The 26,104-nt window shown below is 65.5% G+C and carries 27 protein-coding genes; 11 read left to right on the forward strand and 16 right to left on the reverse strand.

All coding sequences use genetic code 11. The annotated features are described in order from the left end of the window. Positions 1–11 precede the first annotated feature (11 nt). The 3 genes from hslU to hslV are packed head-to-tail and all read right to left on the reverse strand — an operon-like array spanning position 12 to position 2,542. Positions 12–1,316 (reverse strand): ATP-dependent protease ATPase subunit HslU, encoded by a 1,305-nt coding sequence (gene hslU, locus V1280_RS30190; protein ID WP_334532877.1) that lies wholly within the window; start codon positions 1,314–1,316, stop codon positions 12–14. Positions 1,317–1,368: 52 nt separating this feature from the next. After that, the gene (locus V1280_RS30195; protein WP_334532880.1) at positions 1,369–1,977 is read right to left on the reverse strand and encodes a DUF2585 domain-containing protein; all 609 of its coding nucleotides are present in this window, start codon (positions 1,975–1,977) and stop codon (positions 1,369–1,371) included. Between the two features lie 4 nt (positions 1,978–1,981). Further along, positions 1,982–2,542, reverse strand: a complete 561-nt coding sequence (gene hslV, locus V1280_RS30200) for an ATP-dependent protease subunit HslV (protein WP_027534993.1) — start codon at positions 2,540–2,542, stop codon at positions 1,982–1,984. A gap of 191 nt (positions 2,543–2,733) precedes the next feature. On the opposite strand from hslV, the gene hisB reads away from it, so the two are divergent. The 7 genes from hisB (at position 2,734) to coaA (ending at position 7,619) form a co-directional block, all read left to right on the forward strand. Continuing rightward, positions 2,734–3,327: an imidazoleglycerol-phosphate dehydratase HisB gene (hisB, locus tag V1280_RS30205; protein WP_334532885.1), complete on the forward strand. Its 594-nt coding sequence runs from the start codon at positions 2,734–2,736 to the stop codon at positions 3,325–3,327. A 67-nt stretch (positions 3,328–3,394) separates the two neighbouring features. Continuing rightward, on the forward strand, positions 3,395–3,925 hold the full coding sequence (locus tag V1280_RS30210) for a DUF2628 domain-containing protein (RefSeq protein ID WP_334532888.1): 531 nt from the start codon (positions 3,395–3,397) through the stop codon (positions 3,923–3,925). After that, positions 3,922–4,572: an imidazole glycerol phosphate synthase subunit HisH gene (gene hisH, locus V1280_RS30215; RefSeq protein WP_334532891.1), complete on the forward strand. Its 651-nt coding sequence runs from the start codon at positions 3,922–3,924 to the stop codon at positions 4,570–4,572. Before V1280_RS30210 ends, hisH begins: the two co-directional genes overlap by 4 nt. A 148-nt stretch (positions 4,573–4,720) precedes the next feature. Next, a complete protein-coding gene (gene hisA / locus V1280_RS30220; protein ID WP_334532894.1) occupies positions 4,721–5,461 on the forward strand; it encodes a 1-(5-phosphoribosyl)-5-[(5-phosphoribosylamino)methylideneamino]imidazole-4-carboxamide isomerase in 741 nt (246 codons plus the stop codon). A gap of 3 nt (positions 5,462–5,464) precedes the next feature. After that, complete coding sequence (gene hisF, locus V1280_RS30225; protein WP_334532897.1) at positions 5,465–6,241, forward strand: imidazole glycerol phosphate synthase subunit HisF; 777 nt, start codon at positions 5,465–5,467, stop codon at positions 6,239–6,241. Positions 6,242–6,317: 76 nt separating this feature from the next. Beyond that, positions 6,318–6,635, forward strand: coding sequence for a phosphoribosyl-ATP diphosphatase (locus V1280_RS30230; RefSeq protein ID WP_334532900.1), 318 nt, complete (start codon positions 6,318–6,320; stop codon positions 6,633–6,635). A 27-nt stretch (positions 6,636–6,662) separates the two neighbouring features. Beyond that, the gene (coaA, locus tag V1280_RS30235; protein WP_334532904.1) at positions 6,663–7,619 is read left to right on the forward strand and encodes a type I pantothenate kinase; all 957 of its coding nucleotides are present in this window, start codon (positions 6,663–6,665) and stop codon (positions 7,617–7,619) included. 113 nt (positions 7,620–7,732) lie between these two features. Here coaA and V1280_RS30240 read toward each other — a convergent pair whose 3' ends face one another. From V1280_RS30240 to V1280_RS30250, 3 genes are all read right to left on the reverse strand, one after another. Beyond that, the gene (locus tag V1280_RS30240) at positions 7,733–9,958 is read right to left on the reverse strand and encodes an ATP-binding protein (protein ID WP_334532907.1); all 2,226 of its coding nucleotides are present in this window, start codon (positions 9,956–9,958) and stop codon (positions 7,733–7,735) included. 118 nt (positions 9,959–10,076) lie between these two features. Then, positions 10,077–10,547: a hypothetical protein gene (locus V1280_RS30245; RefSeq protein ID WP_334532910.1), complete on the reverse strand. Its 471-nt coding sequence runs from the start codon at positions 10,545–10,547 to the stop codon at positions 10,077–10,079. A 96-nt stretch (positions 10,548–10,643) separates the two neighbouring features. Beyond that, complete coding sequence (locus V1280_RS30250; RefSeq protein WP_334532913.1) at positions 10,644–12,182, reverse strand: YifB family Mg chelatase-like AAA ATPase; 1,539 nt, start codon at positions 12,180–12,182, stop codon at positions 10,644–10,646. Between the two features lie 228 nt (positions 12,183–12,410). Between V1280_RS30250 and V1280_RS30255 the strand changes: the two genes are divergently transcribed. Continuing rightward, positions 12,411–12,656 carry a PilZ domain-containing protein gene (locus V1280_RS30255; RefSeq protein WP_129270212.1) on the forward strand — a complete coding sequence of 82 codons (246 nt, stop codon included), beginning with the start codon at positions 12,411–12,413 and terminating at the stop codon, positions 12,654–12,656. Between the two features lie 83 nt (positions 12,657–12,739). After that, a complete protein-coding gene (locus tag V1280_RS30260) occupies positions 12,740–13,522 on the forward strand; it encodes a tetratricopeptide repeat protein (protein WP_334532920.1) in 783 nt (260 codons plus the stop codon). Positions 13,523–13,567: 45 nt separating this feature from the next. Here V1280_RS30260 and V1280_RS30265 read toward each other — a convergent pair whose 3' ends face one another. From V1280_RS30265 to rsmI, 7 genes are all read right to left on the reverse strand, one after another. After that, positions 13,568–14,857, reverse strand: a complete 1,290-nt coding sequence (locus V1280_RS30265; RefSeq protein WP_334532923.1) for an AAA family ATPase — start codon at positions 14,855–14,857, stop codon at positions 13,568–13,570. Further along, positions 14,854–15,588: a CpaD family pilus assembly protein gene (locus V1280_RS30270; RefSeq protein WP_334532926.1), complete on the reverse strand. Its 735-nt coding sequence runs from the start codon at positions 15,586–15,588 to the stop codon at positions 14,854–14,856. The genes V1280_RS30265 and V1280_RS30270 overlap by 4 nt, the downstream gene beginning before the upstream one ends. 66 nt (positions 15,589–15,654) lie before the next feature. Beyond that, positions 15,655–17,172, reverse strand: coding sequence for a type II and III secretion system protein family protein (locus V1280_RS30275; protein ID WP_334538459.1), 1,518 nt, complete (start codon positions 17,170–17,172; stop codon positions 15,655–15,657). 10 nt (positions 17,173–17,182) lie between these two features. After that, positions 17,183–18,004: a Flp pilus assembly protein CpaB gene (gene cpaB / locus V1280_RS30280; RefSeq protein ID WP_334532929.1), complete on the reverse strand. Its 822-nt coding sequence runs from the start codon at positions 18,002–18,004 to the stop codon at positions 17,183–17,185. A 284-nt stretch (positions 18,005–18,288) separates the two neighbouring features. After that, positions 18,289–19,233: a glutathione synthase gene (gene gshB / locus V1280_RS30285; protein WP_334532932.1), complete on the reverse strand. Its 945-nt coding sequence runs from the start codon at positions 19,231–19,233 to the stop codon at positions 18,289–18,291. Between the two features lie 10 nt (positions 19,234–19,243). Then, a complete protein-coding gene (locus V1280_RS30290) occupies positions 19,244–19,645 on the reverse strand; it encodes a YraN family protein (RefSeq protein ID WP_334532935.1) in 402 nt (133 codons plus the stop codon). Then, positions 19,632–20,582 (reverse strand): 16S rRNA (cytidine(1402)-2'-O)-methyltransferase, encoded by a 951-nt coding sequence (rsmI, locus tag V1280_RS30295; RefSeq protein ID WP_334532938.1) that lies wholly within the window; start codon positions 20,580–20,582, stop codon positions 19,632–19,634. Before rsmI ends, V1280_RS30290 begins: the two co-directional genes overlap by 14 nt. A gap of 339 nt (positions 20,583–20,921) precedes the next feature. Between rsmI and V1280_RS30300 the strand changes: the two genes are divergently transcribed. Further along, complete coding sequence (locus tag V1280_RS30300; RefSeq protein WP_334532941.1) at positions 20,922–22,157, forward strand: penicillin-binding protein activator; 1,236 nt, start codon at positions 20,922–20,924, stop codon at positions 22,155–22,157. Positions 22,158–22,280: 123 nt separating this feature from the next. Here the strand turns inward: V1280_RS30300 and hemW are convergent, their stop codons facing one another. The 3 genes from hemW to rph are packed head-to-tail and all read right to left on the reverse strand — an operon-like array spanning position 22,281 to position 24,782. Next, positions 22,281–23,435 (reverse strand): radical SAM family heme chaperone HemW, encoded by a 1,155-nt coding sequence (gene hemW, locus V1280_RS30305; RefSeq protein ID WP_334532943.1) that lies wholly within the window; start codon positions 23,433–23,435, stop codon positions 22,281–22,283. Further along, entirely contained in the window at positions 23,422–24,057 is a 636-nt protein-coding gene (rdgB, locus tag V1280_RS30310; RefSeq protein WP_334532945.1) for an RdgB/HAM1 family non-canonical purine NTP pyrophosphatase, read from the reverse strand. The genes hemW and rdgB overlap by 14 nt, the downstream gene beginning before the upstream one ends. Before the next feature lie 11 nt (positions 24,058–24,068). Further along, positions 24,069–24,782 carry a ribonuclease PH gene (gene rph, locus V1280_RS30315; protein WP_148777231.1) on the reverse strand — a complete coding sequence of 238 codons (714 nt, stop codon included), beginning with the start codon at positions 24,780–24,782 and terminating at the stop codon, positions 24,069–24,071. A 163-nt stretch (positions 24,783–24,945) separates the two neighbouring features. Between rph and hrcA the strand changes: the two genes are divergently transcribed. Continuing rightward, entirely contained in the window at positions 24,946–26,034 is a 1,089-nt protein-coding gene (gene hrcA / locus V1280_RS30320; RefSeq protein ID WP_334532948.1) for a heat-inducible transcriptional repressor HrcA, read from the forward strand. The last annotated feature ends 70 nt before the right edge of the window (positions 26,035–26,104 follow it).

A 26,104-nucleotide genomic window follows, 5' to 3' on the forward strand; every position in this document is an offset into this window, starting at 1 on the left:
ACCGCGCGAAATCACAAAATAAACCGGCTCAGATCCGCATTCTTGGCGAGGTCGCCGACGTGCTTCTGCACGAAATCGGCATCGACGCGGACGGTCTCGCCGTTGCGGTCGGGGGCGGTGAAGGAGATCTCGTCCAGCACCCGCTCCATCACGGTCTGGAGCCTGCGCGCGCCGATGTTCTCGACGGTGGAATTGACAGCGACCGCGACGTCAGCCAGCGCATCGATGGCGTCGTCGGTGATGTCGAGCGTGACGCCCTCGGTCTGCATCAAGGCAATATATTGCTTGATCAGCGAGGCCTCGGGCTCGGTCAGGATGCGACGCATGTCGTCGCGAGTCAGCGCCTGCAGCTCGACGCGGATCGGCAGCCGGCCCTGCAATTCCGGCAGCAGGTCGGACGGCTTTGCGACGTGGAAGGCGCCGGAGGCAATGAACAGGATGTGGTCGGTCTTGACCGCGCCGTGCTTGGTCGAGACGGTGGTGCCCTCGATCAGCGGCAGCAGGTCGCGCTGCACGCCCTCGCGCGAGACATCGCCGCCGACGCGGCCGTCGCGGGCGCAGATCTTGTCGATCTCGTCGAGGAACACGATGCCGTTGTTCTCGACCGCGTTGATCGCCTCCAGCGTCAGCTGATCGGTATCCAGCAGCTTGTCGGACTCTTCGTTGACGAGGATCTCGTGCGAGTTCTCGACCGTCAGCCGCCTTGTCTTGCTGCGGCCGCCCATCTTGCCAAAGATATCGCCGATCGAGATTGCGCCCATCTGCGCGCCCGGCATGCCCGGGATTTCGAACATCGGCATGCCGCTGCCGGACAACTGCGTCTCGACCTCGATTTCCTTGTCGTTGAGCTCGCCGGCGCGCAGCTTCTTGCGGAAGGATTCGCGGGTTGCAGCGCTGGCATTGGCGCCGACGAGCGCATCGAGCACGCGCTCTTCGGCGGCGAGCTGGGCGCGCGCCTGCACGTCCTTGCGCTTGCGCTCGCGCACCTGAGAAATCGCAACCTCGACGAGATCGCGCACGATCTGCTCGACGTCGCGGCCGACGTAGCCGACCTCGGTGAATTTTGTCGCCTCGACCTTCAGGAACGGCGCGTTCGCGAGTTTTGCCAATCGCCGCGCGATCTCCGTTTTGCCGACGCCGGTCGGGCCGATCATCAGGATGTTTTTCGGCAGCACTTCCTCGCGCAAGGAGCCTTCGAGCTGCTGCCGGCGCCAGCGGTTGCGCAGCGCGATCGAGACGGCGCGCTTGGCATCGGCCTGGCCGACGATGAAACGGTCGAGTTCGGAAACGATTTCGCGGGGAGAGAAGTCTGTCATGGGACCTTAGCTAGGATTAGAAGCCGGCGGGGACAAGCCGCTTTTTTGACCGTCAAATGATCGGCGGACCGGATTGCCATTGCTTCACGGCCTCGATCGGATGGATGAGCATCAGGACGTTGAGCGTCAGATTGTCGCGAATGTGCAGCGCCAGCATGATCTCGAAGGCGAGCCCGAGCACGATTGTTGCCGGGATCGGCAGCACGCGCGCGGTGAGGAACCCGAGCATCATGAACAGATTGTCCGAGACCGAGTTGACGATGCTGTCGCCGTAATAATCCAGCGAGATCGTGCCGGCGCGGTAGCGCTCGATGATGAACGGCGAGTTCTCGACGATCTCCCAGGCGCCCTCGATCAGCATCGCGATGATCAACCGCGCCGGCCTGGTCAGACGTCGCGATAACAGCAGCCACGTCAGTCCGTAGAACAGGAAGCCGTGCAGGACGTGGGAAAAACTGTACCAGTCGGCGATGTGCTGGGAATTCTCCGAGCTGTTCACCGTGCCATGCCAGAGCTTGACGTAGCCGCAGGTGCAGATCGGCACCCGGCCCATCGCGAACAGGATCGAAGCCTGCAGCGCCAGTAACAGCAGCGCGATGCCGACCCAGGCGAGCTGCGGCAACGCGGGTTGGGTCGGGCTGGCGCTGCGGGCCAATGCCATCCGCTCAGCCGGCCGTCAGCGCTTCGATGGTGACGTTGCGGTTGGTGTAGACGCAGATGTCGGCGGCGATGTCGAGCGAGCGGCGGACGATGGTCTCGGCGTCCTTGTCGGTGTCGATCAGGGCGCGGGCGGCGGCCAGCGCATAATTTCCACCGGAGCCGATCGCCATCACCCCGGCCTCGGGCTCGAGCACGTCGCCGGTCCCGGTCAGGACCAGGGAGACGTCCTTGTCGGCCACGATCATCATGGCCTCCAGCCGCCGCAAATAACGGTCGGTGCGCCAATCCTTGGCGAGCTCCACGGCGGCCCGGGTCAATTGCCCCGGATATTGCTCGAGCTTGCTCTCCAGCCGCTCAAACAGGGTGAAGGCGTCGGCCGTGGCGCCGGCAAAGCCGCCGATGACGTCGCCCTTGCCGAGTTTCCGGACCTTTTTGGCATTGGACTTGATCACGGTCTGGCCGATCGAGACCTGGCCGTCGCCGCCGACCACCACCTTGCCGCCCTTACGGACCGTCAAAATCGTGGTGCCGTGCCAAACCGGCGAGCTGTTCTGGGAATCCTGCATAATGACCCTCGTTGTCCGGCCTGATTTAGGCGGTCAGAGCCATGGGCACAACGGGCCGTTCCGGCCTCAAATTCGCTCACCATAGGCAGAAGTAGAGCCCGGCCAGCCGTTCCCGCAGTAGCGAAGGCGTCATTTGGCTGTTAATAGACTGGCGTTTTCGGCCCTCAAGCCAGGATGGAAACCAGCTTTCAATGCGCACCGCGACGATCAAGCGCAAGACCAAGGAAACCGACATCGAGGTCACCGTGAACCTCGATGGCACCGGCGTGGCTGATATCGCGACCGGCATCGGCTTTTTCGACCATATGCTCGATCTCCTCGCCCGCCATTCCCGCATCGACCTCACGGTCAAGGCGGTTGGCGACCTGCACATTGATCATCACCATACCACCGAAGACACCGGCATCGCGCTCGGCCAGGCGGTCAGGCTGGCGCTCGGCACCATGGCGGGCATCACCCGCTATGCCGGCGTGCACATGCCCATGGACGAGACGCTGTCACGCGTGGTCATCGACATTTCGGGCCGCCCGTTCCTGGTGTTCAAGGCCGACTTCCCTCGCGACAAGATCGGTGAGTTCGACACCGAGCTGGTGCGCGAGTGGTTCCAGGCCTTCGCCATCAACGCTGGCGTGACTCTCCACGTCGAGACCCTATATGGCGATAACAGCCACCATATCGCCGAGTCCTGCTTCAAGGGCCTGGCGCGGGCGCTGCGCACCGCGGTTGCGATCGATCCCAAGACGGCGGGCGAGATCCCGTCCACCAAGGGCTCGCTTGGCGGCTGACATCTCCGTCTCGGTGGCCAGGCGCCATCGGCGGCATCATAGAATTCTCGAGAACGGGGCATCGAAAATGCCTGTCTACACAGTTCATGCTCCCACCCCAGGCGGGGCCGATCTGCGCGCGACCGACAGATTCGTGTTCGTGCGCGACGGCTTCCATTTCTGGGCGATGGTGTTCGGCCCGTTCTGGCTGCTCTGGAACAGGCTCTGGCTCGCCCTGATCGGCTGGATCGTCTTTCTCGCCGCGTTCGATGCCGGGCTGCACAGCCTCGGCGTCGGCCGCAGCTCGATCTTCTTCGCCAACACCATCATTGCGCTGCTGATGGGGTTCGAGGCCTCGAGCCTGCGCCGCTGGACGCTGTCGCGCGGCAAGTGGCGTCAGCTCGACGTCGTCGTCGCCGACGACGAGGACACCGCCGAGCGGCGCTTCTTCGAGCGCTGGAGCAAGACACAGCGCGGCGTCGTCAACGATCAATGGGCTGTCGATCGCGGCGGCCCGCCGCCGACCCGCAATTTGCCGGGTCAGCAATTCTCCAACCCGCCGCCGATTCCGGCCGGCGGCATCATTGGTTTGTTTCCAGAACCGGGAGGGTCAAGATGAGCGTCGCCATCATCGATTACGGTTCCGGAAATCTGCATTCCGCCGCCAAGGCCTTTGAGCGCGCTGCGCGCAGCATGGAGAACCCGCAGAAGGTCTTCGTCACCAGCGATCCGGACCAGGCCTATGGCGCCGACCGTCTGGTGCTGCCGGGCGTCGGTGCCTTTGCCGATTGCCGGCGCGGTCTCGATGCCGTCAACGGCATGGTCGAGGCGATCACCGAAGCCGTGCGCGTCAAGGCGCGGCCGTTCTTCGGCATCTGCGTCGGCATGCAGCTGATGGCGAGCCGCGGCAAGGAGCATGTTATCACCGAAGGCCTGAACTGGATCGGCGGCGATGTCGAAAAAATCACGCCGCGCGACGAGAGCCTGAAGATCCCGCACATGGGCTGGAACACGCTCGACGTGCTCGGGGAGCATCCGGTGCTGAACAAGCTGCCGCTCGGCCCCAAGGGCCAGCACGCTTATTTCGTGCACTCCTACCACCTCAACGCCGCCAACGAGGCGGACGTGCTCGCGCGCGCCGATTACGGCGGGCCTGTCACCGCGATCGTCGCGAAGGACACCGCCATCGGTACGCAGTTTCACCCCGAGAAGAGCCAGCGTTTTGGCCTGGCCCTGATCTCGAACTTTTTGCGATGGAAACCGTGATGGTTGCTTCGCTCTCTCTTGTTACCTCTCCCCTTGTAGGGGAGGTCAAACGCGCAGCGTTCGGGAGGGGGGTAAGCCCCAACGGCGGTGTCCGTGGCTACCCCCCTCCCCGACCCTCCCCCACAAGGGGGGAGGGAGAAGGTGCGACATGATTCTCTTTCCTGCCATCGACCTCAAGAACGGCCAGTGCGTGCGCCTCGAGCAAGGCGACATGGCGCGCGCGACCGTGTTCAATCTCGATCCTGCCGCGCAGGCCGAGAGCTTTGTCACGCAGGGCTTTGAGTATCTCCACGTCGTGGATCTCGACGGTGCCTTCGCCGGCAAGCCGGTGAACGCGCAGGCCGTCGAGGCCATGCTGAAGACCATCAAGATCCCGGTGCAGCTCGGCGGCGGCATTCGCGATCTCGCGACCGTCGAGGCCTGGCTCGAAAAAGGCATCACCCGCGTCATCATCGGCACCGCTGCGGTGCGCGATCCCGAGCTGGTGAAAGCGGCCGCAAAGAAGTTTCCCGGCCGCGTCGCTGTTGGTCTCGATGCCCGCGACGGCAAGGTCGCGGTCGAAGGCTGGGCCGAGACCTCGCAAGTGACGGTGCTGGAGATTGCGCAGCGTTTCGAGGATGCCGGCGTTGCCGCCATCATCTTCACCGACATCGCGCGCGACGGCCTGCTCAAAGGCCTCAACCTCGATGCGACCATTGCACTGGCGGACGCCATCTCGATCCCCGTGATCGCCTCCGGCGGCCTCGCCTCGATCGAGGACGTCAAGGCGATGCTGACGCCGCGCGCGAAGAAGCTCGCAGGCGCGATCGCCGGCCGTGCGCTCTATGATGGCCGGCTCGATCCCGCCACCGCCCTCACCTTGATCCGCAACGCGCCGCCGAGGAGCTGACACATGTTCAAGGTGCGTGTGATCCCCTGCCTCGACGTCAAGGACGGCCGTGTCGTCAAGGGCGTCAACTTCGTCGATCTGCGCGACGCCGGCGACCCCGTCGAAGCCGCGATCGCCTATGACGCCGCCGGCGCCGACGAGCTCACATTCCTCGACATCACCGCGACCCATGAGAACCGCGGCATCATGCTGGACGTGGTCCGGCGCACGGCCGAGGCCTGCTTCATGCCTGTCACCGTCGGCGGCGGTGTTCGTGAAGTCAACGACATCAAGACGCTGCTGCGCGCTGGCGCCGACAAGGTCTCGATCAACAGCGCCGCGGTGTCGCGGCGCGAATTCGTCAAGGAAGCCGCCGAGAAGTTCGGCGAGCAGTGTGTCGTGGTCGCGATCGACGCCAAGCGGGTCAAGCGCGCCGGCGGCGGCGAGCGCTGGGAGATCTTCACCCATGGCGGCCGCAACTCGACCGGCATCGACGCCATCGAATATGCCCAGGAAGTGGTCTCGCTCGGCGCTGGTGAAATTCTGCTCACCTCGATGGATCGCGACGGCACCAGACAGGGCTTTGATATTCCGCTGACCCGGGCGATCGCCGACAGCGTTCCCGTTCCCGTGATCGCCTCGGGCGGCGTCGGCAACCTCGACCACCTCGTCGATGGTATCCGTGACGGCCACGCCACCGCCGTGCTGGCCGCCTCGATCTTCCATTTCGGGGAATTCACCATCCGTGAAGCCAAGGAGCACATGGCCCGGCGCGGGTTGCCCATGCGCATGGATGCCTGACGACTCCCGTTCATAAAAATGCTACACACGCTGGCGGGGATTGGCCCCTGGCCGGGTGCGTTTCTGAGTAATTCCGATGTCGCGTTTCACGATCCACGATCTGGCCGCAACCATCGACGTCCGCGCGGCGTCCGCTGGCGAGGCCTCTTATACCCGCAAGCTCCTGGACAAGGGCGCCGAACATTGCGCCAAGAAGTTCGGTGAGGAGGCAGTCGAAACCGTAATCGCAGCAGTCGAAAACGATCGCGCGCATCTGATCGCCGAGGGCGCGGACCTACTCTATCACTTCCTTGTGCTGCTCAAGGTGCGCGGCGTAAAGCTGGAAGAAGTCGAGGCCGCGCTGGACAAGCGGACGTCGATGTCGGGGTTGGAAGAGAAAGCTTCGCGTAAATAAGTAGGTCGCAACGGAGAAGGCGGCGTCATGGATATCCGCGCACCCGAGCAGCAGTATAATCCGTACCGCATCTATACGCGTCAGGAATGGGCGCATTTGCGTGACGATACGCCGATGACGCTGGAGCCAGGCGAGTTCGACCGGCTGCGTTCGCTGCACGATCGCCTCGATCTCCAGGAGGTCGAGGACATCTATCTTCCGCTGTCGCGACTGCTCTCGATCTATGTCGATGCGATGCAACGCCTGTATTACGCGGAGCGCCAGTTCCTCGACATCCGCGACCGCAAGGTGCCCTACATCATCGGCGTCGCCGGTTCGGTCGCGGTCGGAAAGTCGACTACCGCTCGTGTGCTCCAGGCGCTGCTGGCGCGCTGGTCGCCGCGGCCGAAGGTCGAGCTGATCACCACTGACGGTTTTCTCTATCCGAATGCCGTGCTCGACCGGCAGGGCATCATGCAGAAGAAGGGCTTTCCGGAGAGCTACGACCTGCCGCTGCTGCTCAACTTCCTGTCCGACATCAAGTCCGGACGCCGACACGTGCGTGCGCCGGTCTATTCGCATCTGACCTACGACATCGTGCCGAACCAGTGGGCCGAGGTCGACCAGCCCGACATCCTGATCGTCGAGGGCGTCAACGTGCTGCAGACCGGCAAGCTGCCGCGCGACGGCAAGGCGGTGCCCGTGGTCTCCGACTTCTTCGACTTCTCGGTCTATATCGACGCCGACGAAGCGGCGCTGCGGCGCTGGTACATCAAGCGCTTCCTGGCGCTGCGCGACACCGCGTTCACCAATCCAAAGTCCTATTTCAACCGCTATGCGCTGTTGTCCGACGAGGAGGCCACCGCCACCGCCACCGCGATCTGGGAGCGCACCAACCTCGCCAATCTCGAGGACAACATTTTGCCGACCCGCCCGCGTGCGACGCTGATCCTGAAGAAGGGCGCGGATCACGTGGTGGAGAGCGTGGCGCTGAGGCGGCTGTGACGGTGCCGTAGGGTGGGCAAAGGCGCAAAGCGCCGTGCCCACGATTCATCCGCAATCTCAAATGTTCGTGGGCACGCTGCGCTTTGCCCACCCTACGGCAGCGTCAATCGCGGCTACACCACCAGCTGCCGCGCCGCGGCCAGCCCGGCCAGGGCCTCGTCCAGTTTTTCGCGATCGAGCGGCTTGATCAAAAACCCATTCATGCCCGCCTCGAAGCAGGCGTAGCGGTCTTCCACCAGCGTGTTCGCGGTGAGTGCGAGGACTGGGGTGTGGTGGCGACCGGTGGCGGCCTCATGGGCGCGGATGCGTTTGGTTGCTTCGATGCCGTCGAGCTGCGGCATCTGGATGTCCATCAAAACGAGATCATAGGGCGTGCCGGCAGAGTTCGCCGCGAGCCAGGATTCCAGCGCGGCCTCGCCATGGACCGCGATGACGACGCGGTGACCGAGTTTTGTCAGAAGCGACCGCATCAAGAGCGCGTTGATCTCGTTGTCCTCGGCAACGAGGATCGAAAGACCTTTCGCAGGCGTTCTGATCGCAGCAGGCTCGACAGGCTCCGGCGCGAGATCGGGCGAGGCGACTTCCGGCGCCAGCGAGAGGCGCGCGGCGAGGGAGGCTGCGCGCAGCGGCTTGACCAGGAAGCCGGTGAAGGCCGGCGAAAGCTTGTCATGACGCGAGCTGGGCGTCAGCAGCACGAGCCGCTGCGTCGCGTGAGCGCGGGCAACTTCGCCCAGGCGGTCGGTGACCAACAGACCGAGTGCGCGGTCGATCAGCACCGCATGCCACGAGCGCTCCGGCAGCAGCGCTTCGGCCACAGCCGCGTCCGCGACCAGGCAGGTCTGGCCGCCCCAGCGTTCCAGCCGCCGCGCGATCAGCGACGCTTCGATGCCGTCGGCCACCAGCAGGATCGATTTGCCGGCGAGATCCGGACTTGGAAATGCGGTATGTCCGGCGTCGCCGTGCGAGAGCGCGAGCGGAATCGCGACCTCGAAGGTCGAGCCTTTGCCGGGCTCGCTCTCCAGGGTGATGCGGCCGCCCATGCGCTTGACGATGCGCTCGCTGATGGCGAGGCCAAGCCCGGTGCCGCCATAGGTGCGGGCGACGCGGTCGTCGGCCTGCTCGAATTCGCGGAAGATGCGCGACTGTGCTTCGGGCGCGATGCCGATGCCCGTGTCGCGCACCAGAAAGCTGATCTCGTTCGGCCAGATGCCGGGCTCGACGATCAGCGCGACGCCGCCGCTGGCAGTGAATTTGATCGCGTTGCCGGCGAGGTTGAGCAGCACCTGGCGCAGCCGTGCGGCATCGCCAACGACTTCCAGCGGAAGGCGCTCGTCGACGTAAGCCGCGATCTCGAGGTTTTTCGCTTGCGCGCGCGGAGCCAGCAGCTCAGTGACCTCCTCGATCAAGGTCGAGAGCGCAAAAGGACGCTGGTCGAGATCGAGCTTGCCGGCTTCGATCTTGGAATAGTCGAGCAACTCCTCGATCAGCGTCATCAGCGCTTCGCCCGAGGTTTTCACGGCTCTGGCGTAAGTCGTCTGCTCCGGCGTCAGCGCGGTGTCGAGCAACAGGCCGCCCATGCCGATGATGCCGTTGAGGGGAGTGCGAATCTCGTGCGAGGCCATCGCGAGGAAGCGCGATTTGGCGCGGTTGGCGGCGTCGGCCTGGTCTCGCGCGTCCGACAGCGCGCGTTCGGTCTCGGTGCGGTCGGTGACGTCGCGGCCGACGCTCTGCAATTCGGCAGGCTGGCCGGCATCGTGCCGCACAAAACCCTCGCGCCAGGCAATCCAGCGCGCGCCGACAGGCGTTGCGATCTTCTGGTCGTGGATGCGGGTGCCGTTGCTTTCGCGGGCGCTATCGCCCTGCTCCAGCACATCGAAATCAAAGCGTGTGCCGACCAGCGCGCTGCGGGCCTGCGCGGCGAGCGCGCAATAGGCGTCGTTGGCGAAGGTGATGCGGCCCTGATGGTCGCGCAGCACGATCAGATCGCTCTGCGATTCGAACAGGCTGCGGGCGCGCTCTTCGGCTTCCTTCAGCTCCCAATTGCGATCGATCAGCGCCTCGTTATGGGCGGCGAGCTTCTTCATCCGCTTGTTGACGAAGCGCAGCCGCATGCTGAGGGTCGCCAGCCCAAGGCAGGCCAGCGCAAACAGGAAGCTCGCGCCGATCGCAAAGGTGTTGGGATCGTAGCCGGAATTTGGCGCCCGGCTGCCGGTGACGAAGCCATAGGCGCCGCCGAACGTCGCCGAGAAAATCATGAAAGAGCGGATCGCGAAGGCTATTCGGGGGTGCTGCCGCCTGAAGTGGCGCATGCGCACCTTGATCCGGAACGTCCGACCCATTGCCACCGACCCTTGACCGAAACCTGCCACCGCCGTGCGCGACGATGTCTCGCCGACCTTGCAAACAGCTTGAGGCTTTGCGGCGGCCTCCAAACAGGGTTGACGAGGTGTTAATGCTTCAGAGCGAGGCGGCCTGGAGGGGGAGCGGGCGGTTGCCGCGGGCGCCGACGATCAGGGCTGCCGCTTCCTTCTGCGAGAACGTCTTCGAGCGGACATAGACGCGGTAATCAGCCGGGCCTTCGGTGGAGAGATAGATCACCGGACCGCCGTCGACGGGCTGCGAGGCAATCGTAATGAGGCGGGTCGACGGATTGCCCTGGCAGGCGCCCGGCTCGTCGCTCGTGCCATCGTCGACGACCGCGAAGTCGGCAGCGTCGGCATCGTCGGTGATTTGAACCCGCACCGTGGCCCGCGACAGATCGTCGGTGAAGGCGACATGCACGCCGGCCGTCCAGAACAGGGATGTCAGTTCGACCGAGGTCTCGCCGAGGGCGATGCAGGGCTGCGAGACCGACCCGATCTCATTGCGGGCGAACACCGCAGCCGCCAACAGGGGAACCACCGAGGCCAGGATCTTGAAACGCAACATGACACTCTACTCGCCAGGCCCGGACTGGAACTTGTGGGCCTATGGTTTGCAGAGCGTAAAGGAAACTCGTTACCGCCGGGTTGATGCGCTGGATGATCAGGCCATCTGGCGCACATCCTCTGCGAGTGCGCGGTAGGACAGCGCCTCGGCGAGATGCAGCCGACCGATCTTCTCAGTGCCGTCGAGGTCGGCGAGCGTGCGCGCCACCCGCAGCACGCGGTGATAGCCGCGCGCCGACAGCCGCATGGTTTCGGCGGCCTCGCGCAGCAGCTTTTGCCCCTGCGCGTCCGGCTTGGCGATGTCCTCCAGCACTGACGCCGGCGCCTCGGCATTGGTGCGGATTCGCGGCAGGCCGGCATCGGCATAGCGCGCGAGCTGGATGTCGCGCGCCGCCGCCACGCGCGCGGCAACCTCGGCGGAGCCTTCGGCCGGCGGCGGCAGGATCAGATCGGCTGCGGTGACGGCCGGCACCTCGATGCGCAGATCGATGCGGTCCATCAGCGGGCCGGAGATGCGCGCCTGGTAGTCGCCGGTGCAGCGGTCGATGCGTCCGCGCTTGCAGGCATAGCCGGGCTCGAACGCATTGCCGCAGCGGCAGGGATTCATCGCTGCGATCAGCATGAAGCGCGCCGGATATGTCACGCGGTGGTTGGCGCGGGAGACCGAGACCTCGCCGTTCTCCAGCGGCTGGCGCAGCGAATCCAGCACGCGCGGATCGAACTCGGGCAGCTCGTCGAGGAACAGCACGCCCTGATGCGCCAGCGAGATCTCGCCGGGCTTTGCGCGCGCGCCGCCGCCGGTGAGGGCGGCCATGCTGGCGGAATGATGCGGCGAACGAAATGGCCGCTGCGATGTCAGCGCGCCACCCTCGATCTCGCCGGCGACGGAGGCGATCATCGAGACCTCGAGCAATTCGCCCGGCGACAGCGGCGGCAGGATCGAGGGCAGGCGCGCGGCCAGCATCGATTTGCCGGCGCCGGGCGCGCCGATCATCAGGAGGTGATGCCCACCCGCGGCTGCGATCTCCAGCGCCCGCTTGGCGCTCTCCTGGCCCTTGATGTCGCGCAGATCGAGCGGCGAGGTGGCTGCCTCATGCACTTTCGGCACGGGCCGCGACAGCACTTGCGTGCCCTTGAAATGGTTGGCGATCTGAATCAGCGAGTGCGCGGCGACGATCTGGATATCCGGGCTCGCCCACGCCGCTTCCGAGCCGCAGGCCGCCGGACAGATCAGGCCTTCCTCGCGCACATTGGCGCCGATCGCGGCGGGCAGAACGCCGGCCACCGGTGCGATCGAGCCGTCGAGGCCGAGCTCGCCGAGCACGGTAAAGCCGGTCAGCGCATCCGGCGGGATCGCGCCGATCGCCGCCATCAGCCCGAGCGCGATCGGCAGATCGTAATGGCTGCCTTCCTTGGGCAGGTCGGCAGGGGCGAGATTGACGATGATTCGCCGCGCCGGCAGCGCCAGCCCCGAGGCGATCAGCGCGGAGCGGACCCGCTCGCGCGCCTCCGACACCGCCTTGTCGGGAAGGCCGACGATGGCGAAGGCCGGCAGGCCCGGCGCGACCTGCACCTGCACGTCGACCGCGCGGGCCTCGATCCCCTCAAAGGCGACTGTCGAAACCCGCTGAACCATGCTGCTCCCCTCGCACAATCGAGGGTAGCAGAGCGGGATCGACCTGACAAGAACAATACGGGAACGAAAGCGAGGGCGCCGCGAAACCTAACGACCGGTAAACGGGACGAGGACACTAAGCTTCGACTACGCCTCGAATGCGACCGGCTACGCTCAGCACATTCCAACGAATGTCCGCTACTCCTAGGGGTGCGGGATGGGCCGTGACGTAACGGGTGAACAATTCAAATGCTTGCAAATCGCCGGAAGAGCGAACGTCGGATGTGCACCCGGCTTGCCAAGATTCATTTTGGCGCCGGATCGCTGCCGCGGGACTGCACGATCACGGATATCTCGGATGGCGGCGTGAAGGTCGTGGCGGAGTTTCTGGAAGTGCCGCCGCAATTCACCATCATCTTCGCACCGGACTATTCCCGCCAATGCCGCCTGCGCTGGCGCATCGGCTGCGAATTCGGTGCGGAATTCACCGACTGAGCCTAAGGGGCGCGTTTCCTTAACGGGAATTTAGCGTTAATCGGCAAAGCATCTCTGATCAGTCCGCCGGCGGTGATCAGAGTATGTCCAAGCGTTCGTCCCTTGCCTCTCCCCCGGCGAGATTCCTGCTTCCCGCGCTTCTGGTGCTCGCCCTCGGTGGCTGCCAGACCACGAGCCTGGAGGATGTGACCGGCGCGCTCGGCGTCGGTGGCAAGTCGGAGCCTGCCGCGACCGCAGACGCCAAGCCCGACATGGACGGCTTGCGCGAGCGCTATCGCGCCAAGCCCGGCGATCCCGCCATCGCGCTCGACTACGGCATGGCGCTGCGCGAGACCGGCCAGCGCGCCCAGGCGGTCGCGGTGATGGAGCAGGCCGTGCTCGCCCATCCCAGCAACAAGGCGCTGCTCGCCGGCTATGGCCGCGCGCTCGCCGACAATGGCAATTTCCAGCAGGCTTTCGACGTGCTCGGCCGTGCGCATACGCCCGAGGATCCGGACTGGCGCATCCTGTCGGCGCAGGGCGCCGCGCTCGATCAGCTCGGCCGCAACGAGGAAGCGCAGCAATATTACGCCGCGGCGCTGAAGATCGTGCCCGACGAACCGGCCGTGCTGTCCAATCTCGGCCTGTCCTATGTGCTGCAAAACAATCTGCCGAAGGCCGAACAGGTGCTCGGCCGCGCCTATCAGCGCAATCAGAACAATGCGCGGATCCGTGCCAATCTCGCACTCGTGCTGGGATTGCAGGGCCGTCAAACCGAGGCTGAAATCCTCGTGAAGGCCGATCTGCCGCCGGATCAGGCGGCGGCAAAGGTCACGGCGCTGCGCGAGTTGCTGTCGAAGAAGCAGCAGCAGCGGGCGGAGAAGTAATCCGCCGCCGCTGGGAGTCCTGCTCGCTCGAAAACGCTATAGCGTTTACGACGCCTTGCGATGCGGGGCGGATGCGCGTCCGGTCCTGCCCTTCAGCTTCTTCAAGAGCGGTCCGAGCAGCGAGCGCTTCGGCTTCTTCACCTCGCCGCGTCCCGCCAGACGGTTGGCCATGTTCTGGAACAGCTCGGTGGTGCGGTGGCTCTTGGAGACCTCCGCGATCATCTGGCCGTTATTGGCGGCGGTCGAAAACAGCTTCGAATCGAACGGGATCACCGCCAGCGGCTGGCTCTCCATCGTCTTGGCAAACGATTTGACGTCGATCTCGGCGCGCTTGTGCATGCCGACCTGATTGATGCAGTAGAGCGGCGGCCGGTCGTTCGGCCGCGCGGTCTTGAGCACGGTCAGCATGTTCTTGGTGTTGCGTAAGTTGGCGAGATCCGGCTCGGCCACGATGACGATGTCGTCGGCATTGACCAGCGCGCGCTTGGTCCAGGCCGACCATTGATGCGGCACGTCGAGCACGATGCAGGGCGTCGTCATGCGCAGCGTGTCGAAGATCGCGTCGAACGCTTCGGCGCCGAAATCATAGACGCGATCGAGCGTGGCGGGTGCTGCAAGGAGGCTGAGCCGATCGGTGCATTTGGAAAGCAGACGCTCCATCAGCGCGGTGTCCGGCCGGTCCTGCGACAGCACCGCGTTAGCAATGCCCTGCGCCGGATCCTGGTTGTAGTCGAGGCCGGCGGTGCCGAAGGCGAGGTCGAGATCGATCACGACGGAGTCGAGCGCGAGGTCGCGCGCGATGGTCCAGGCGACGTTATGCGCGACGGTGGAGGCGCCGACGCCGCCCTTGGCGCCGACCACCGCGATGACGCGGCCGGTGATGATGGCTTCCGAGGCCGAGAACAGGCTGCAGATCGAGCGCACGACGTCGAGGGTTTCGACCGGCCCGACCACGTAGTCGTTGACGCCGCGGCGCACCAGCTCGCGATAGGGCGCGGTGTCGTTGGGATTGCCGATCACGACCACGCGGGTGCCGGGGTCGCAGACGCCGGCGAGGTCGTCGAGGCCCTCGAGGATGTCGCGCGTGCCGTCGGATTCGATCACGATCACGTTCGGCGTCGGCATCGTGTCATAGACTTCGATCGCCGCGGCGAGGCCGCCGCTCTTGGCGGTCAGATGCGCCTTGGCGAGACGGCGATCCTGGCCGGCCGCGGTTATCGCGGCGAGCGTCTGCTCGGTCTCGCAAAACGCCTGCACCGAGATCCGGGGAACCGGTGCAATGTGTTCCTCGGGGTGCTGCGGATCGTCCGCCTCGTCGTCGTGGAAGTCCGTCATTTGCCTGTATCGCTGAGTTTGGCCTTGTCAGCCTCGGGATAACCGGTCGCGGTTGAAGTGCCCTTGCGGTAGCGGTCGAAGGCGATGTCGCGCCGTGCCGTATAGGCCGGCGTCTCCGCGCGCGGTTGCTCGAGGTCCGCGGGGTTGTCGATCATCGCGGCAAGATTGCGCTGCGTGGCGCAGCCGAGATTGAAGTAGGGCCGGTTCTCGTTGTAGCCGGGATCGAGGATCGAGGGTCCCATGTCTTCGGGCCACAGCCCGCAGGGGCCGGCGACCGCCGCGATCTTGGAATAGCTCAGCCGGATGGTTGGCAGCAGTCCGGGATCTTCCGGCCGATAGGGATGCTGGACGATGGCGCGCGACGGCACGCCGCCGCTGCCGAGCACGGCGCGGATCTCGTGATAGGTTGCAGCAGCCGCGCGCGAATTCGTGGTGTCGATGGGCACGTCGACGGTGACGGAGCCGGTGCCTTCGCGCACCCAGTCCTGGGCGATGCCCATCACGTCGGCGTGCTGCGCGGCCGTAAGGCCGCCGCGCGCCTTGCCGACGAAGATCACGATCGAGCGCTTGCCTTCCTGAACCGCGATCGGGTGACGCATGCGGTAGTCGGTCGGCACCGTCTGGGTGGTGACGACCTCGCCCGTGGTGTTGCAGGCTCCCAGCATGACGGAGAGCCCCGTCAGCGCGAGCGCGATGCGCAAATTGCGACGTCGATCATTCGTCTTCGTCATCGCTTCATCCCCTCTTGCCCCAAATCTTGTCCCAAGTCTCTTGCCCCGGTCCCCAAACCGTTGGTGTCAGTCGATGATGAAGCCGAAATCGCCCCGGTTGCCGTCGATCGGATCGACGCGGCGCGCGATGCCGTAGAGGCGGTTCATGCGGCCGAGCAGCGCCGACTGCGCATCCGAGGACGGCGCGAAGCCGTCATCGGGCCGCGACAATTCCTTCTGGGCGACCGCGCGCACCACATAGGGGGTCACGATCACCATCAGCTCGGTCTCGTTGTTGACGAAGTCCTGGCTGCGGAACAGCGCGCCGAGGATCGGCACCTGGTCGACGCCGGGCAGGCCGTTGATCGCCTGCTTGGTCTGCTGCTGGATCAGGCCGGCCATCGCCATCGAGCCGCCCGAGGGAATTTCGAGCGTGGTCTCGGCGCGGCGGGTCTGGATCGAGGGAATGGTGATGGAGTTGTTGGCGGTCGACGACACCGCCTGCGTCACCGTGATCGCCTGCTGGTTCGACAGCTCCGAGACCTCGGTCATCACGCGCAGGCTGATGCGGCCCTCGCTGAGCACGACCGGGGTGAAGTTCAGGGAGATGCCGAACTTCTTGTAGGAGATCTGGGTGGTACAGACATGCGTGGTCGGATCGCAGGAATAGCCTGCGGGAATCGGGAATTCGCCACCCGCGATGAAGGTCGCGGACTCGCCGGAGATCGCGGTCAGGCTCGGCTCGGCCAGCGTCCGCATCACGCCTGCGCTTTCCATCGCACGCATGGTGGCGCTGACGGTGGCGACGCCCTTGGTGAGGCCGGCGACGCCGAGCCCGTTGCTGGAGACCAGCGGAGCGCCCGAAACCGAGAACGGGTTGGAATTGTTGAAATTCACCACCGCAGTGCCGGCATTCAGGCTGGCGCTGAGATCGACACCCAGCTGCTTGACGATGTCGCGGCGGACTTCGCCGACGACGACCTTCAGCATCACCTGGTCGCGGCCGCGCACGACGATGTTGTTGACGACCTTCTCGGCGCCGCCGACGAGCTTGGCGGCGACGTCGCCGGCCTGCTGGGCCTCGACCGGGCTCGACACCGAGCCGGTCAGCATCACGCTGTCGCCGACGCCCTCGATTTGCACGCCCGGCAGCGATGTGCGCAGCGCCGTGCGCATGCCATTGAGATCGCGCTTGACCGCGATGTCGTAGGAAGCAACCTGCTGGCCGTCGGCGGAGAAGAACACCACGTTGGTCTGGCCGACCTGACCGCCAATGATATAAGCGCGCTGCGCCGAGCGGATCACTGCATTGGCGATCTTGGGATCGGCCACCAGCACGTCCTTGACCTCGCGCGGCAGGTCGATGACGACCGACTTGCCGATGCCGAGCGACAGTGAACGCGTCCGCGCCGGCGCGATGGTCGCAACCGGCGACACGCCGAGATCCGGCGCCTGCATCGGCGCCTGGTCTCCGACCGGCGCATCCGTAGCACGGACGAGATCGGGGGCTGCGACCAGCCCCAGTATCAGCATTGCCCCTGCCCAGAACGAGCCAGCGCGCTTCCCCCGAATGCGCAGGCCCATCCGATTGTCCCCGTAGTTCATCATGTCCCCATCACTTCTGTGACGTCAGTTGTCGCGCCTGCACGCCGTAGCGGATCACGTTCACGCCGCTCGAACGCTGCTTGAATGCCTCGTCCTCGGGCCCGTCGGCGGCGCTGGCATCGGCGATGCTGCGCAGTGCGAGTGTCAGCGTGCCGCCCTGGCGCGAGACCGAGAGCGTCGTGATCTGGTCGGGCCGGAGCTCGAGCGTGACGGTCTTGCCGACCACGGCGTTCTGGCCCTCCTTCTCCTTCGGCGCCTGGTCGATGGCGAGCACGCGGATATTCGTCAGGATGACCTCTGACAGGATCAGGTCATTGCCGCCGGTCGAGCCGTTATTGTTGGGGCCGTCGGGATTCTTCAGGCGTCGCGTCAGGACGATGTCGACGCGGTCGTTCGGCAGGATGAAGCCGCCGGCCGCGGTCTCGGCGGAAATCTCGGTGGAGACGGCCCGCATGCCGGACGGCAGGATCGCGGCCATGAAGCCGGAGCCGTCGGCCCTCACCAGCTTCTGCTCGCGGATCGGCTCGCCCTGCATCAAGGGCACGCGTGCGATCGAGCCGGCGATCTGGGTCTGCGCGTCGGGCCTGCTGTCGCGGCGGATGAAGGCGCTGCTTGCGGTCGATTGCGGCCAGGTCTGCCATTGCAGATCTTCGGCCTTCACGGCCTGGCCGAGCTGAATGTCGGATTTGGCGACGAGCACCTCGACCGTCGGCAGCTTCTCGGCCACCGGGAGCGGGGCTGCGGGCTTGTTGTCGTAGCCGCTCGCCAGATATGCAGCGACGCCGCCGGCGCCCAGTGCGATGACGAGAACGACAATGCGTGCGGTGTTCATACGCTTCTACTCTTACGCGGGGCACTCGAACCGCACGTGGCGGGTTCCCCGGCATCGATGAGTAGGGAGTAAAAGTATAAGGGGTGTTGCGAGACCGAGTGTGATGGTCAGTGATGCTGCTGGTTTTGGGCAGATGGTGAATGCCGCGTTAGCCGCTCGGCCGGTGGCCCCGTAGATTCACGCAAGCGCGCTCATGCGCTTGCATGAGGCGCGGGGACGTCATGGTGAATAGGTGGTTAGTGATGGGCTCGCAGTGTTGCTATCGATGTCCGTAGCGCCGCCGCCTACTTCGCTCGCTTCTGCTCGATCGCGTCCCAGATCTTGGCCGCGACGTCCGGGCCGCCGAGCCGTGCGATGGCGCGGATGCCGGTGGGCGAGGTCACGTTGATCTCGGTGAGGTTGCCGTTGATGACGTCGATGCCGACGAACAGCAGGCCGCGCTCGCGCAGCGCCGGGCCGACGGTGGCGCAGATCTCGCGCTCGCGCGGGGTCAGCTCGGTCTCCTTTGCCGCGCCGCCGCGCACCATGTTGGAGCGGAGGTCGTCGGCGGCCGGCACGCGGTTCACCGCGCCTGCGAACTCGCCATTGACCAGGATGATGCGCTTGTCGCCGAGCTTCACCTCGGGGATGAACTGCTGGATCACCCAGGCTTCCTTGAAGGTGACCGAGAACATGTCGAACAGCGAGCCGAAATTCATGTCCTGCGGCATCACGCGGAATACCGCGGCGCCGCCATGGCCGTGCAGCGGCTTCATCACGACGGCGCCGTACTTGTCGCGAAACGCGTTGATCTCGTCGAGGTCGCGCGAGATCAGGGTCGGCGGCATCAGCTGCGGAAAGTTCATCACGAACAGCTTTTCGGGCGCGTTGCGCACCGAGGCAGGGTCATTGACCACAAGCGTCTTCGGGTGAATGCGCTCGAGCAAATGCGTCGAGGTGATGTAGGCGAGGTCGAACGGCGGATCCTGGCGCAGCAACACCACGTCGAAGCCGTTGAGCGCCTCGCGCCTGGGCTCGCCGAGGGTGAAGTGATCGCCGGGCTCGTCGCGCACGGTCAGGAGCTGCACTGGCGCAACGATCTCCTCGCCGACCATCGAGAGCTTGTCGGGCGTGTAATAGGACAGGCCGTGGCCGCGCTTCTGCGCCTCCAGAAGCAGCGCAAAGGTGGAATCGCCCTTGATGTTGATGCGGGCGATGGGGTCCATCTGGACGGCGACGTTCAGTTTCATGGTCTGCCTTTCAGGTCGAGGCGTCGAATGCCGCCAACACATGGCGCGGAAGCGAGCGCGGCGCAATCAGCATGGCGTCGAATCGCAGTTCGAATTCCGCATGCTCGGGATGCGTGGCAAGCCAGCCCTGCGCGGCGTCGATGATGCGCTGCTGCTGGCGCGGCGTTACCGCGTAAGCGGCCTCATCGAGGCTGGCGCGCGCCTTGACCTCGACGAAGGCGATCAGATTGCGGCGGCGCGCCACGAGGTCGATCTCGCCATGTGGGGTGCGGTAGCGCTTGGCGAGGATGCGATAACCCTTCGCCATCAGGAAAGCTGCGGCGCGGCTCTCGGCCGAGATGCCGGTGCGGAACGCGGCGACGCGCTCGGGCGAGGCCACTTTTGGTTCGGCGTCGTCCTTAGTCTTCGCCATCGCCGCCCCGCAAATCTTTTGCGAGCTCGAGCGCGCGGGCATAGACCTCGCGGCGCGGCCGTCCCGAGAGCGCGACCGCGTGCGCGACGGCGTCCTTGACGCTATGGGTGGCGAGCTGCGCGCGCAGGAGATCGTCCAGCGCATCCGATGTCAGCACGTCGGCATCCGCCGCAGGCGGAGCGATCACCAGCACGAATTCGCCGCGTGTCTCCAGCGTGTCTGCCTCGCGCGCCAGCTCGTCGAGCTTCGCGCGCGAGATCTCCTCGTGCAGTTTTGTCAGCTCACGGCAGATCGCGGCCTCGCGCGTGCCCATGATCTCGGCGAGCTCGGCAAGTGTGTCCTGCACCCGGTTGCCGGATTCGAACATCACCAGCGTCGCGTCGATGCGGGCAAGTTCAGTGAGGCGCGACCGCCGCGCGGCGGATTTCGCCGGCAAAAAACCCTCGAAGAAGAAGCGGTCGGTCGGCAGCGCCGCGACCGACAGCGCCGCCAGCACCGAGGACGGGCCGGGCAGTGCATAGACCGCATGGCCGGCGGCGCAGACCTCACGCACCAGCTTGTAACCGGGATCGGAGATCAATGGCGTGCCGGCATCCGACACCAGCGCGACCGAGCCGCCTGCGGCCAGCGCCTCCAGGATCTTTGGGCGGGCGGCCTCGGCATTGTGCTCGTGATATTGCTTGAGCTGCGCCGAGATATCGTAACGCTCGGTCAGGCGCCGCGTGATGCGGGTGTCCTCGCAGGCGATGACGTCGACCCCGGCCAGAATCTGCAGCGCGCGCAGGGTGATGTCGCCGAGATTGCCGATCGGGGTCGCGACCAGATAGAGGCCGGCGGCCGGCTTCGGCGCCGCGAGCCGATGGGCGTCTATCGAGAAACCGCGCGGGGCGGCGTCTGTGCCTTCAGGCGTATTTATCGGGGCCGGCTTTGCGCGCATAATGAATCGAACTTAGGCATGATCCCCGGGGCTGGGAACCGGTCTCCCGAAAAAGATCGTGCCGGGTGGGGGGCGAGGTAGGACTGGAATGTGATCCATCAGGCATCACATTTCGGAGGGAGTGAAGCACCAGCGTCATATTCACGGCGGAAACGCCGCCTTGATGCTGGGTGACGGACGGCGGACAGCCAGCCAGGAAACGAGGGCAGCCGCGTTAAGCGGCCATTATCCTTTTGTTTTGGTTAACTATTTGCCGACAATATGCCTGAATCCGCGGCTTCTGTCGCGGCAAGATTTGTTGTGATCGGCAGGCTGCGGCCGGTCAGAAGAGAAGCTGCCATGGTGGGCCCGCGTGATCTGAAGTCTCCCGTTCAGGGGCCCCGTTTCTCGGGCGCGACCCGGCGGAGTGCGCTTGGCCTGCTGCTTGGCACGCCCCTGCTGTCGGCCTGCGCCGGCGTGCAGCAGAGCCTCAGCCAGTTTTCCAATCCGTTCTCCAGCTCCTCTCCGCCGCCGGCCCAGCCGGCCGGTCCGCCACAGCAGGCGACCACCGCGGGCAATGGCGGCGTGAAGGTTGCCGTGATCCTGCCGCTCTCGGCCGCCGGCAATGCCGGGCTTGCCGCGCAATCCATGCGCAATGCCGCCGAGATGGCGCTGGCCGAGTTCCAGAATCCGAACATCCAGCTCCTGATCAAGGACGACAATGGCAGCCCGCAGGGCGCGCAAGCCGGCGCGCAGCAGGCGGTCGACGAAGGCGCCGAGATCATTTTGGGGCCGCTGTTCGCACAGTCGGTCCCGGCCGTGGCGCAGGTCGCGCGCACGCGCGGCATCTCGGTGATGGCGTTCTCGACCGATTCGAGCATCGCCGGCCGCGGCGTGTATCTCTTGAGCTTCCTGCCGGAGTCCGACGTCAATCGCATCGTCGAATATTCCGCCAGCATCGGAAAACGCTCCGTCGCCGTGCTCGTGCCCGACAATGCCTATGGCAACGTCGTTGAAGCCGCAGTGAAGGCTGCGGTGCCCAGGCGCGGCGGACGCATCGTCGCGTTCGAGAAATACGGCGCCGATCGTGCGACGCCGGCGCGCAACGTGGCGCAGCAGCTCGGCAGCGCGGATGCGCTGTTCATTGCCGATGACGGCGATGCCGTCGTCGCGGTCGCCGATGCGATGACCGCAGCGGGCGCGAATTTGCGCAACATCCAGCTGCTCGGTACCGGCCTGTGGGACAGCCCGCGTGTCTATGCCAGCCAAAACTTGCAAGGCGGCCTCTACGCCGCACCTGATCCGGCCGGCTTCCGCGCGTTCTCCGGCCGCTATCGCACCAAATACGGCGCCGAGCCGATCCGCACCGCGACGCTCGCCTATGACGCCGTCGCGCTTGTGGCAGCGCTCGCGCGCACGCAGGGCACCACGCGCTTCTCGTCGGACGTGCTCACTAATCCATCTGGTTTCGCCGGCATCGACGGCCTGTTCCGCTTCCGCGCCGACGGCACGAATGAGCGGGGGCTCGCGGTGATGAAGGTGACGACGGGCGGCGGTGTCGCGGTCGCGGGTTCGCCGAAGAGTTTTGGGGCGTAGTTCGGAACGCCGGTGCCGTAGGGTGGGCAAAGGCGCGCACTTGCGCGCCGTGCCCACCATCTTTCAACACATTCGGATGGAATCGGTGGGCACGCTTCGCTTTGCCCACCCTACGAGATCTCGCTACGCCGCGAGATCTGCGACCACCGCGTCCAGCACCGGGAATCCGCTGCTCGTGACGCGCAGACGGCCCGTCGCATCCACCGTGATCGCGCCTTCTTCGCTTAGCAGCGCGATGCGTTTGGGGTCGAGCGGGCGGCCGGAGAGCGCGGTATAGCGCTCGGGGTCGATACCTTCGGCCAGGCGCAATCCCATCAGCAAAAATTCGTCGGCGCGTTCTTCGCTGTTGAGGAGATCGTCGGTGACGACGCCGTGGCCGCCGCTTTCGACGCGCATCAGCCAGGCTTCGGGACGCTTCTCGGTGGCGGTGGCGTGCCTGATACCGTCGATGTCGAGGCGGCCATGCGCGCCGGGACCGATGCCGGCATATTCCTCGCCGCGCCAGTACACCAGATTGTGCCGGCACTCGGCGCCGCGCCGCGCGTGGTTTGAAATCTCGTAGGCGGGCAGCCCGAGCTTGTCGCAGGTCTCCTGCGTCACGTCATAGAGCGCGCGCGCGACGGCTTCGTCCGGCGTCTTCAGCTTGCCGGCCTGGTGCAGACCGAAGAACGGCGTGCCTTCTTCGATCGTCAATTGATAGAGCGACAGATGCTCGGCGGCTTCATCGATCGCGAGGCGAAGCTCATCGGCCCACATCGCCGGCGTCTGGTCCGGGCGGGCGTAGATCAGGTCGAACGAGTAGCGATCGAACGAGCGGCGCGCGATCGCAACGGCATCGAGCGCCTCGCGCGCGCTGTGCATGCGGCCCAGCGCCTTCAGCGAGGCATCGTCGAGCGCCTGCACACCAAGCGAAACCCGATTGACGCCGGCTGAGCGATAGCCGGCAAAGCGCGTGGCTTCGACACTGGTGGGATTTGCTTCCAGCGTCACTTCGACGTCGCTGGCAACTTTCCAGTGCTTGCCGATGGCGTCGAGCACGGCGCCGACGGTTGCCGGCTGCATCAGCGACGGCGTGCCGCCGCCGAGGAAGATCGAGGTGACCTCGCGGCCGGGCGAGCGCTGTGCGGTGGTTTCGATCTCGCGGGCGAAGGCGGATGCAAAGCGCGTCTCGTCGATCGCGGCGTGGCGGACATGGCTGTTGAAGTCGCAATAGGGGCACTTCGACAGGCAGAACGGCCAGTGCACGTAGACGCCAAAGGCTTCCTTAGCGCGGCTCAAGGCAGATCTCCGCCAGTTTCACGAAGGCGCGGGCGCGATGCGACAGGCCGAGGCCGAGCGGCGGCAGGCCGTGCTTCTCGATGCTTTCCATCTCGCCGAAGGTGCGCGTATGACCGTCGGGCAAAAACATCGGATCGTAACCAAAACCGGCAGTGCCGCGCGGCGGCCAGACCATCGTGCCGTCGACGCGCGCCTCGACCTCTTCGAGATGATCGTCGGGCCAGGCGACGCAGAGCGCGGAGACGAAATGCGATTTGCGTTTGTCAGGCGTTGTGGCGCCACGCTCCTGCAACAGGCGCTCGATCTGCGCCATTGCGGCAGCGAAGTCTTTGCTCGGACCAGCCCAGCGTGCGGAAAAAATGCCGGGCGCGCCGTCGAGCGCGTCGACCACGATGCCGGAATCGTCGGCGAACGCGGGAAGCTTGGTCGCCTGCGCCGCCGCGATTGCCTTGATCGCGGCATTGCTGCGGAAGTCGTCGCCGGTCTCGTCCGGCTCGGGCAGGCCGAGCTCACCGGCCGATACCACCTCGATGCCGTGAGGCGCGAGCAGCTCCTTCATCTCGGCGAGCTTGCCGGGATTGTGGGTCGCGATGACGAGCTTTCCGGTGATTCGGCGGTGCATGGGCCTATTGACTACGCGACAGCCAGTTTCTGCAAGTCCACCAGACGCGCGATACCTTTTTGCGCCAGGGCGATCAACGCGAGGAACTCGTCCTGTGTAAACGGCTCGCGTTCCGCGGTGCCCTGCACCTCGATGATGCGGCCATCGCCGGTCATGACGAAATTGGCGTCGGTCTCGGCTTCGGAATCCTCGGCATAGTCGAGATCCAGCACCGGCTTGCCCTGATAGATGCCGCAGGAGATCGCGGCGACGTTGTCGCGCATCACGTTGGCCTTGATCATGTTGCGCGTCTTCATCCAGTTGATGCAGTCGGCGAGCGCGACCCAGGCGCCGGTGATCGAGGCGGTGCGGGTGCCGCCGTCGGCCTGGAGCACGTCGCAATCGACCGTGATCTGGCGCTCGCCGAGCGCCTCGAGGTCGACGATGGTGCGCAACGAACGCCCGATCAGGCGCTGGATCTCGACGGTGCGGCCGCTCTGCTTGCCTGCGGCGGCTTCGCGGCGGGTGCGTTCGGAGGTCGCGCGCGGCAGCATGCCGTATTCGGCGGTGACCCAGCCGCGGCCCTGGCCCTTCAGCCACGGCGGCAGGCGGTCTTCCAGCGTGGCGGTGACCAGCACATGGGTGTCGCCGAATTTCACGAGGCAGGAGCCCTCCGCATATTTGACCACGCCACGCTCAAGCGTCACGGGGCGCAATTCGTCGGGCGCACGGCGGCTGGGCCGCATGGGAAATCCTCCAAAACTCGCAGGGTAAGGGCTATTCGCGGTGCTTGTAGGGGGGCTGAGGGTGAGCAGCAAGGCTTTTCAGTCCCCAGAGAACCGCAAAACCCCGCTTGTCATGGGCCGTCCGGATGGACAAGTTATGTGCAGCCGAGAGGAGTTACCGTCTGTGGCCCATCACGATCCGATCCATCTGATCGCGCCGCGCGCAGGCCTCGCCCAGCTCAACGAGCGTTCCCGCGACATCTTTCGTCAAATTGTCGAAAGCTATCTCGCGACCGGCGAGCCGGTCGGCTCGCGCAACATCTCGCGGCTGATCGCGATGCCGCTGTCGCCGGCCTCGGTCCGCAACGTCATGGCCGATCTGGAACAGCTCGGCCTGATCTATGCTCCGCACACGTCCGCCGGCCGGCTGCCGACGGAACTCGGCCTGCGCTTCTTCGTCGACGCTCTTATGCAGGTCGGCGACCTCAATGACGCCGAACGGCAGTCGATCCAGAGCCAGCTGACCTCCGTCGGTCAGGCGCAGTCGGTCGAGGCGGCGCTGGATCAGGCGTTGACCCGGCTCTCCGGCCTCACCCGCGCCGCTGCCGTGGTGCTGACGCCAAAGTCCAATGCGCGGCTGAAGCACATCGAATTTGTCCGGTTGGAACCCGAGAAGGCGCTGGTCATCCTGGTCGGCGAGGACGGCCAGGTTGAAAACCGCGTGCTGGCGCTGCCGCCTGGAGTTCCCTCATCCGCCATCACCGAGGCCGGCAATTTCCTCAATTCGCGGATTCGTGGCCGGACGCTCGCCGAGGCGCGACTCGAGCTGGAAACCGCGCTCGCAGAGGCCCGCGCCGAACTCGATCAATTGACGCAAAAGGTGATCTCGGCCGGGATTGCGAGCTGGTCGGGCGGCGACAACGAAGACCGCCAGCTCATCGTCCGCGGCCACGCCAATCTGCTGGAAGATCTGCACGCGCTGGAGGATCTCGAGCGCGTTCGGCTGCTGTTCGACGATCTCGAGACCAAGCGCGGCGTGATCGACCTGCTCGGGCGCGCCGAAACCGCCGAAGGCGTGCGGATCTTCATCGGCAGCGAGAACAAGCTGTTTTCGCTATCGGGCTCCTCCACCATCATCTCGCCCTATCAGGACGCCGCCGGCCGCATCGTCGGCGTTTTGGGCGTAATCGGGCCGACGCGGCTGAATTATGCCCGTGTGATCCCGACCGTGGACTACGCCGCCCGCATCGTCAGTCGGCTGCTGGGGGGCTGACCGGCATTTGAGCCGATCACGGGCGCTTGATTTTCGGCGCCCGAAGCACGATATCCGGGCCAGCAAAATC

The organism is Bradyrhizobium sp. AZCC 2230 (genome assembly GCF_036924495.1).
Taxonomy (GTDB): Bacteria; Pseudomonadota; Alphaproteobacteria; order Rhizobiales; family Xanthobacteraceae; genus Bradyrhizobium; species Bradyrhizobium rifense.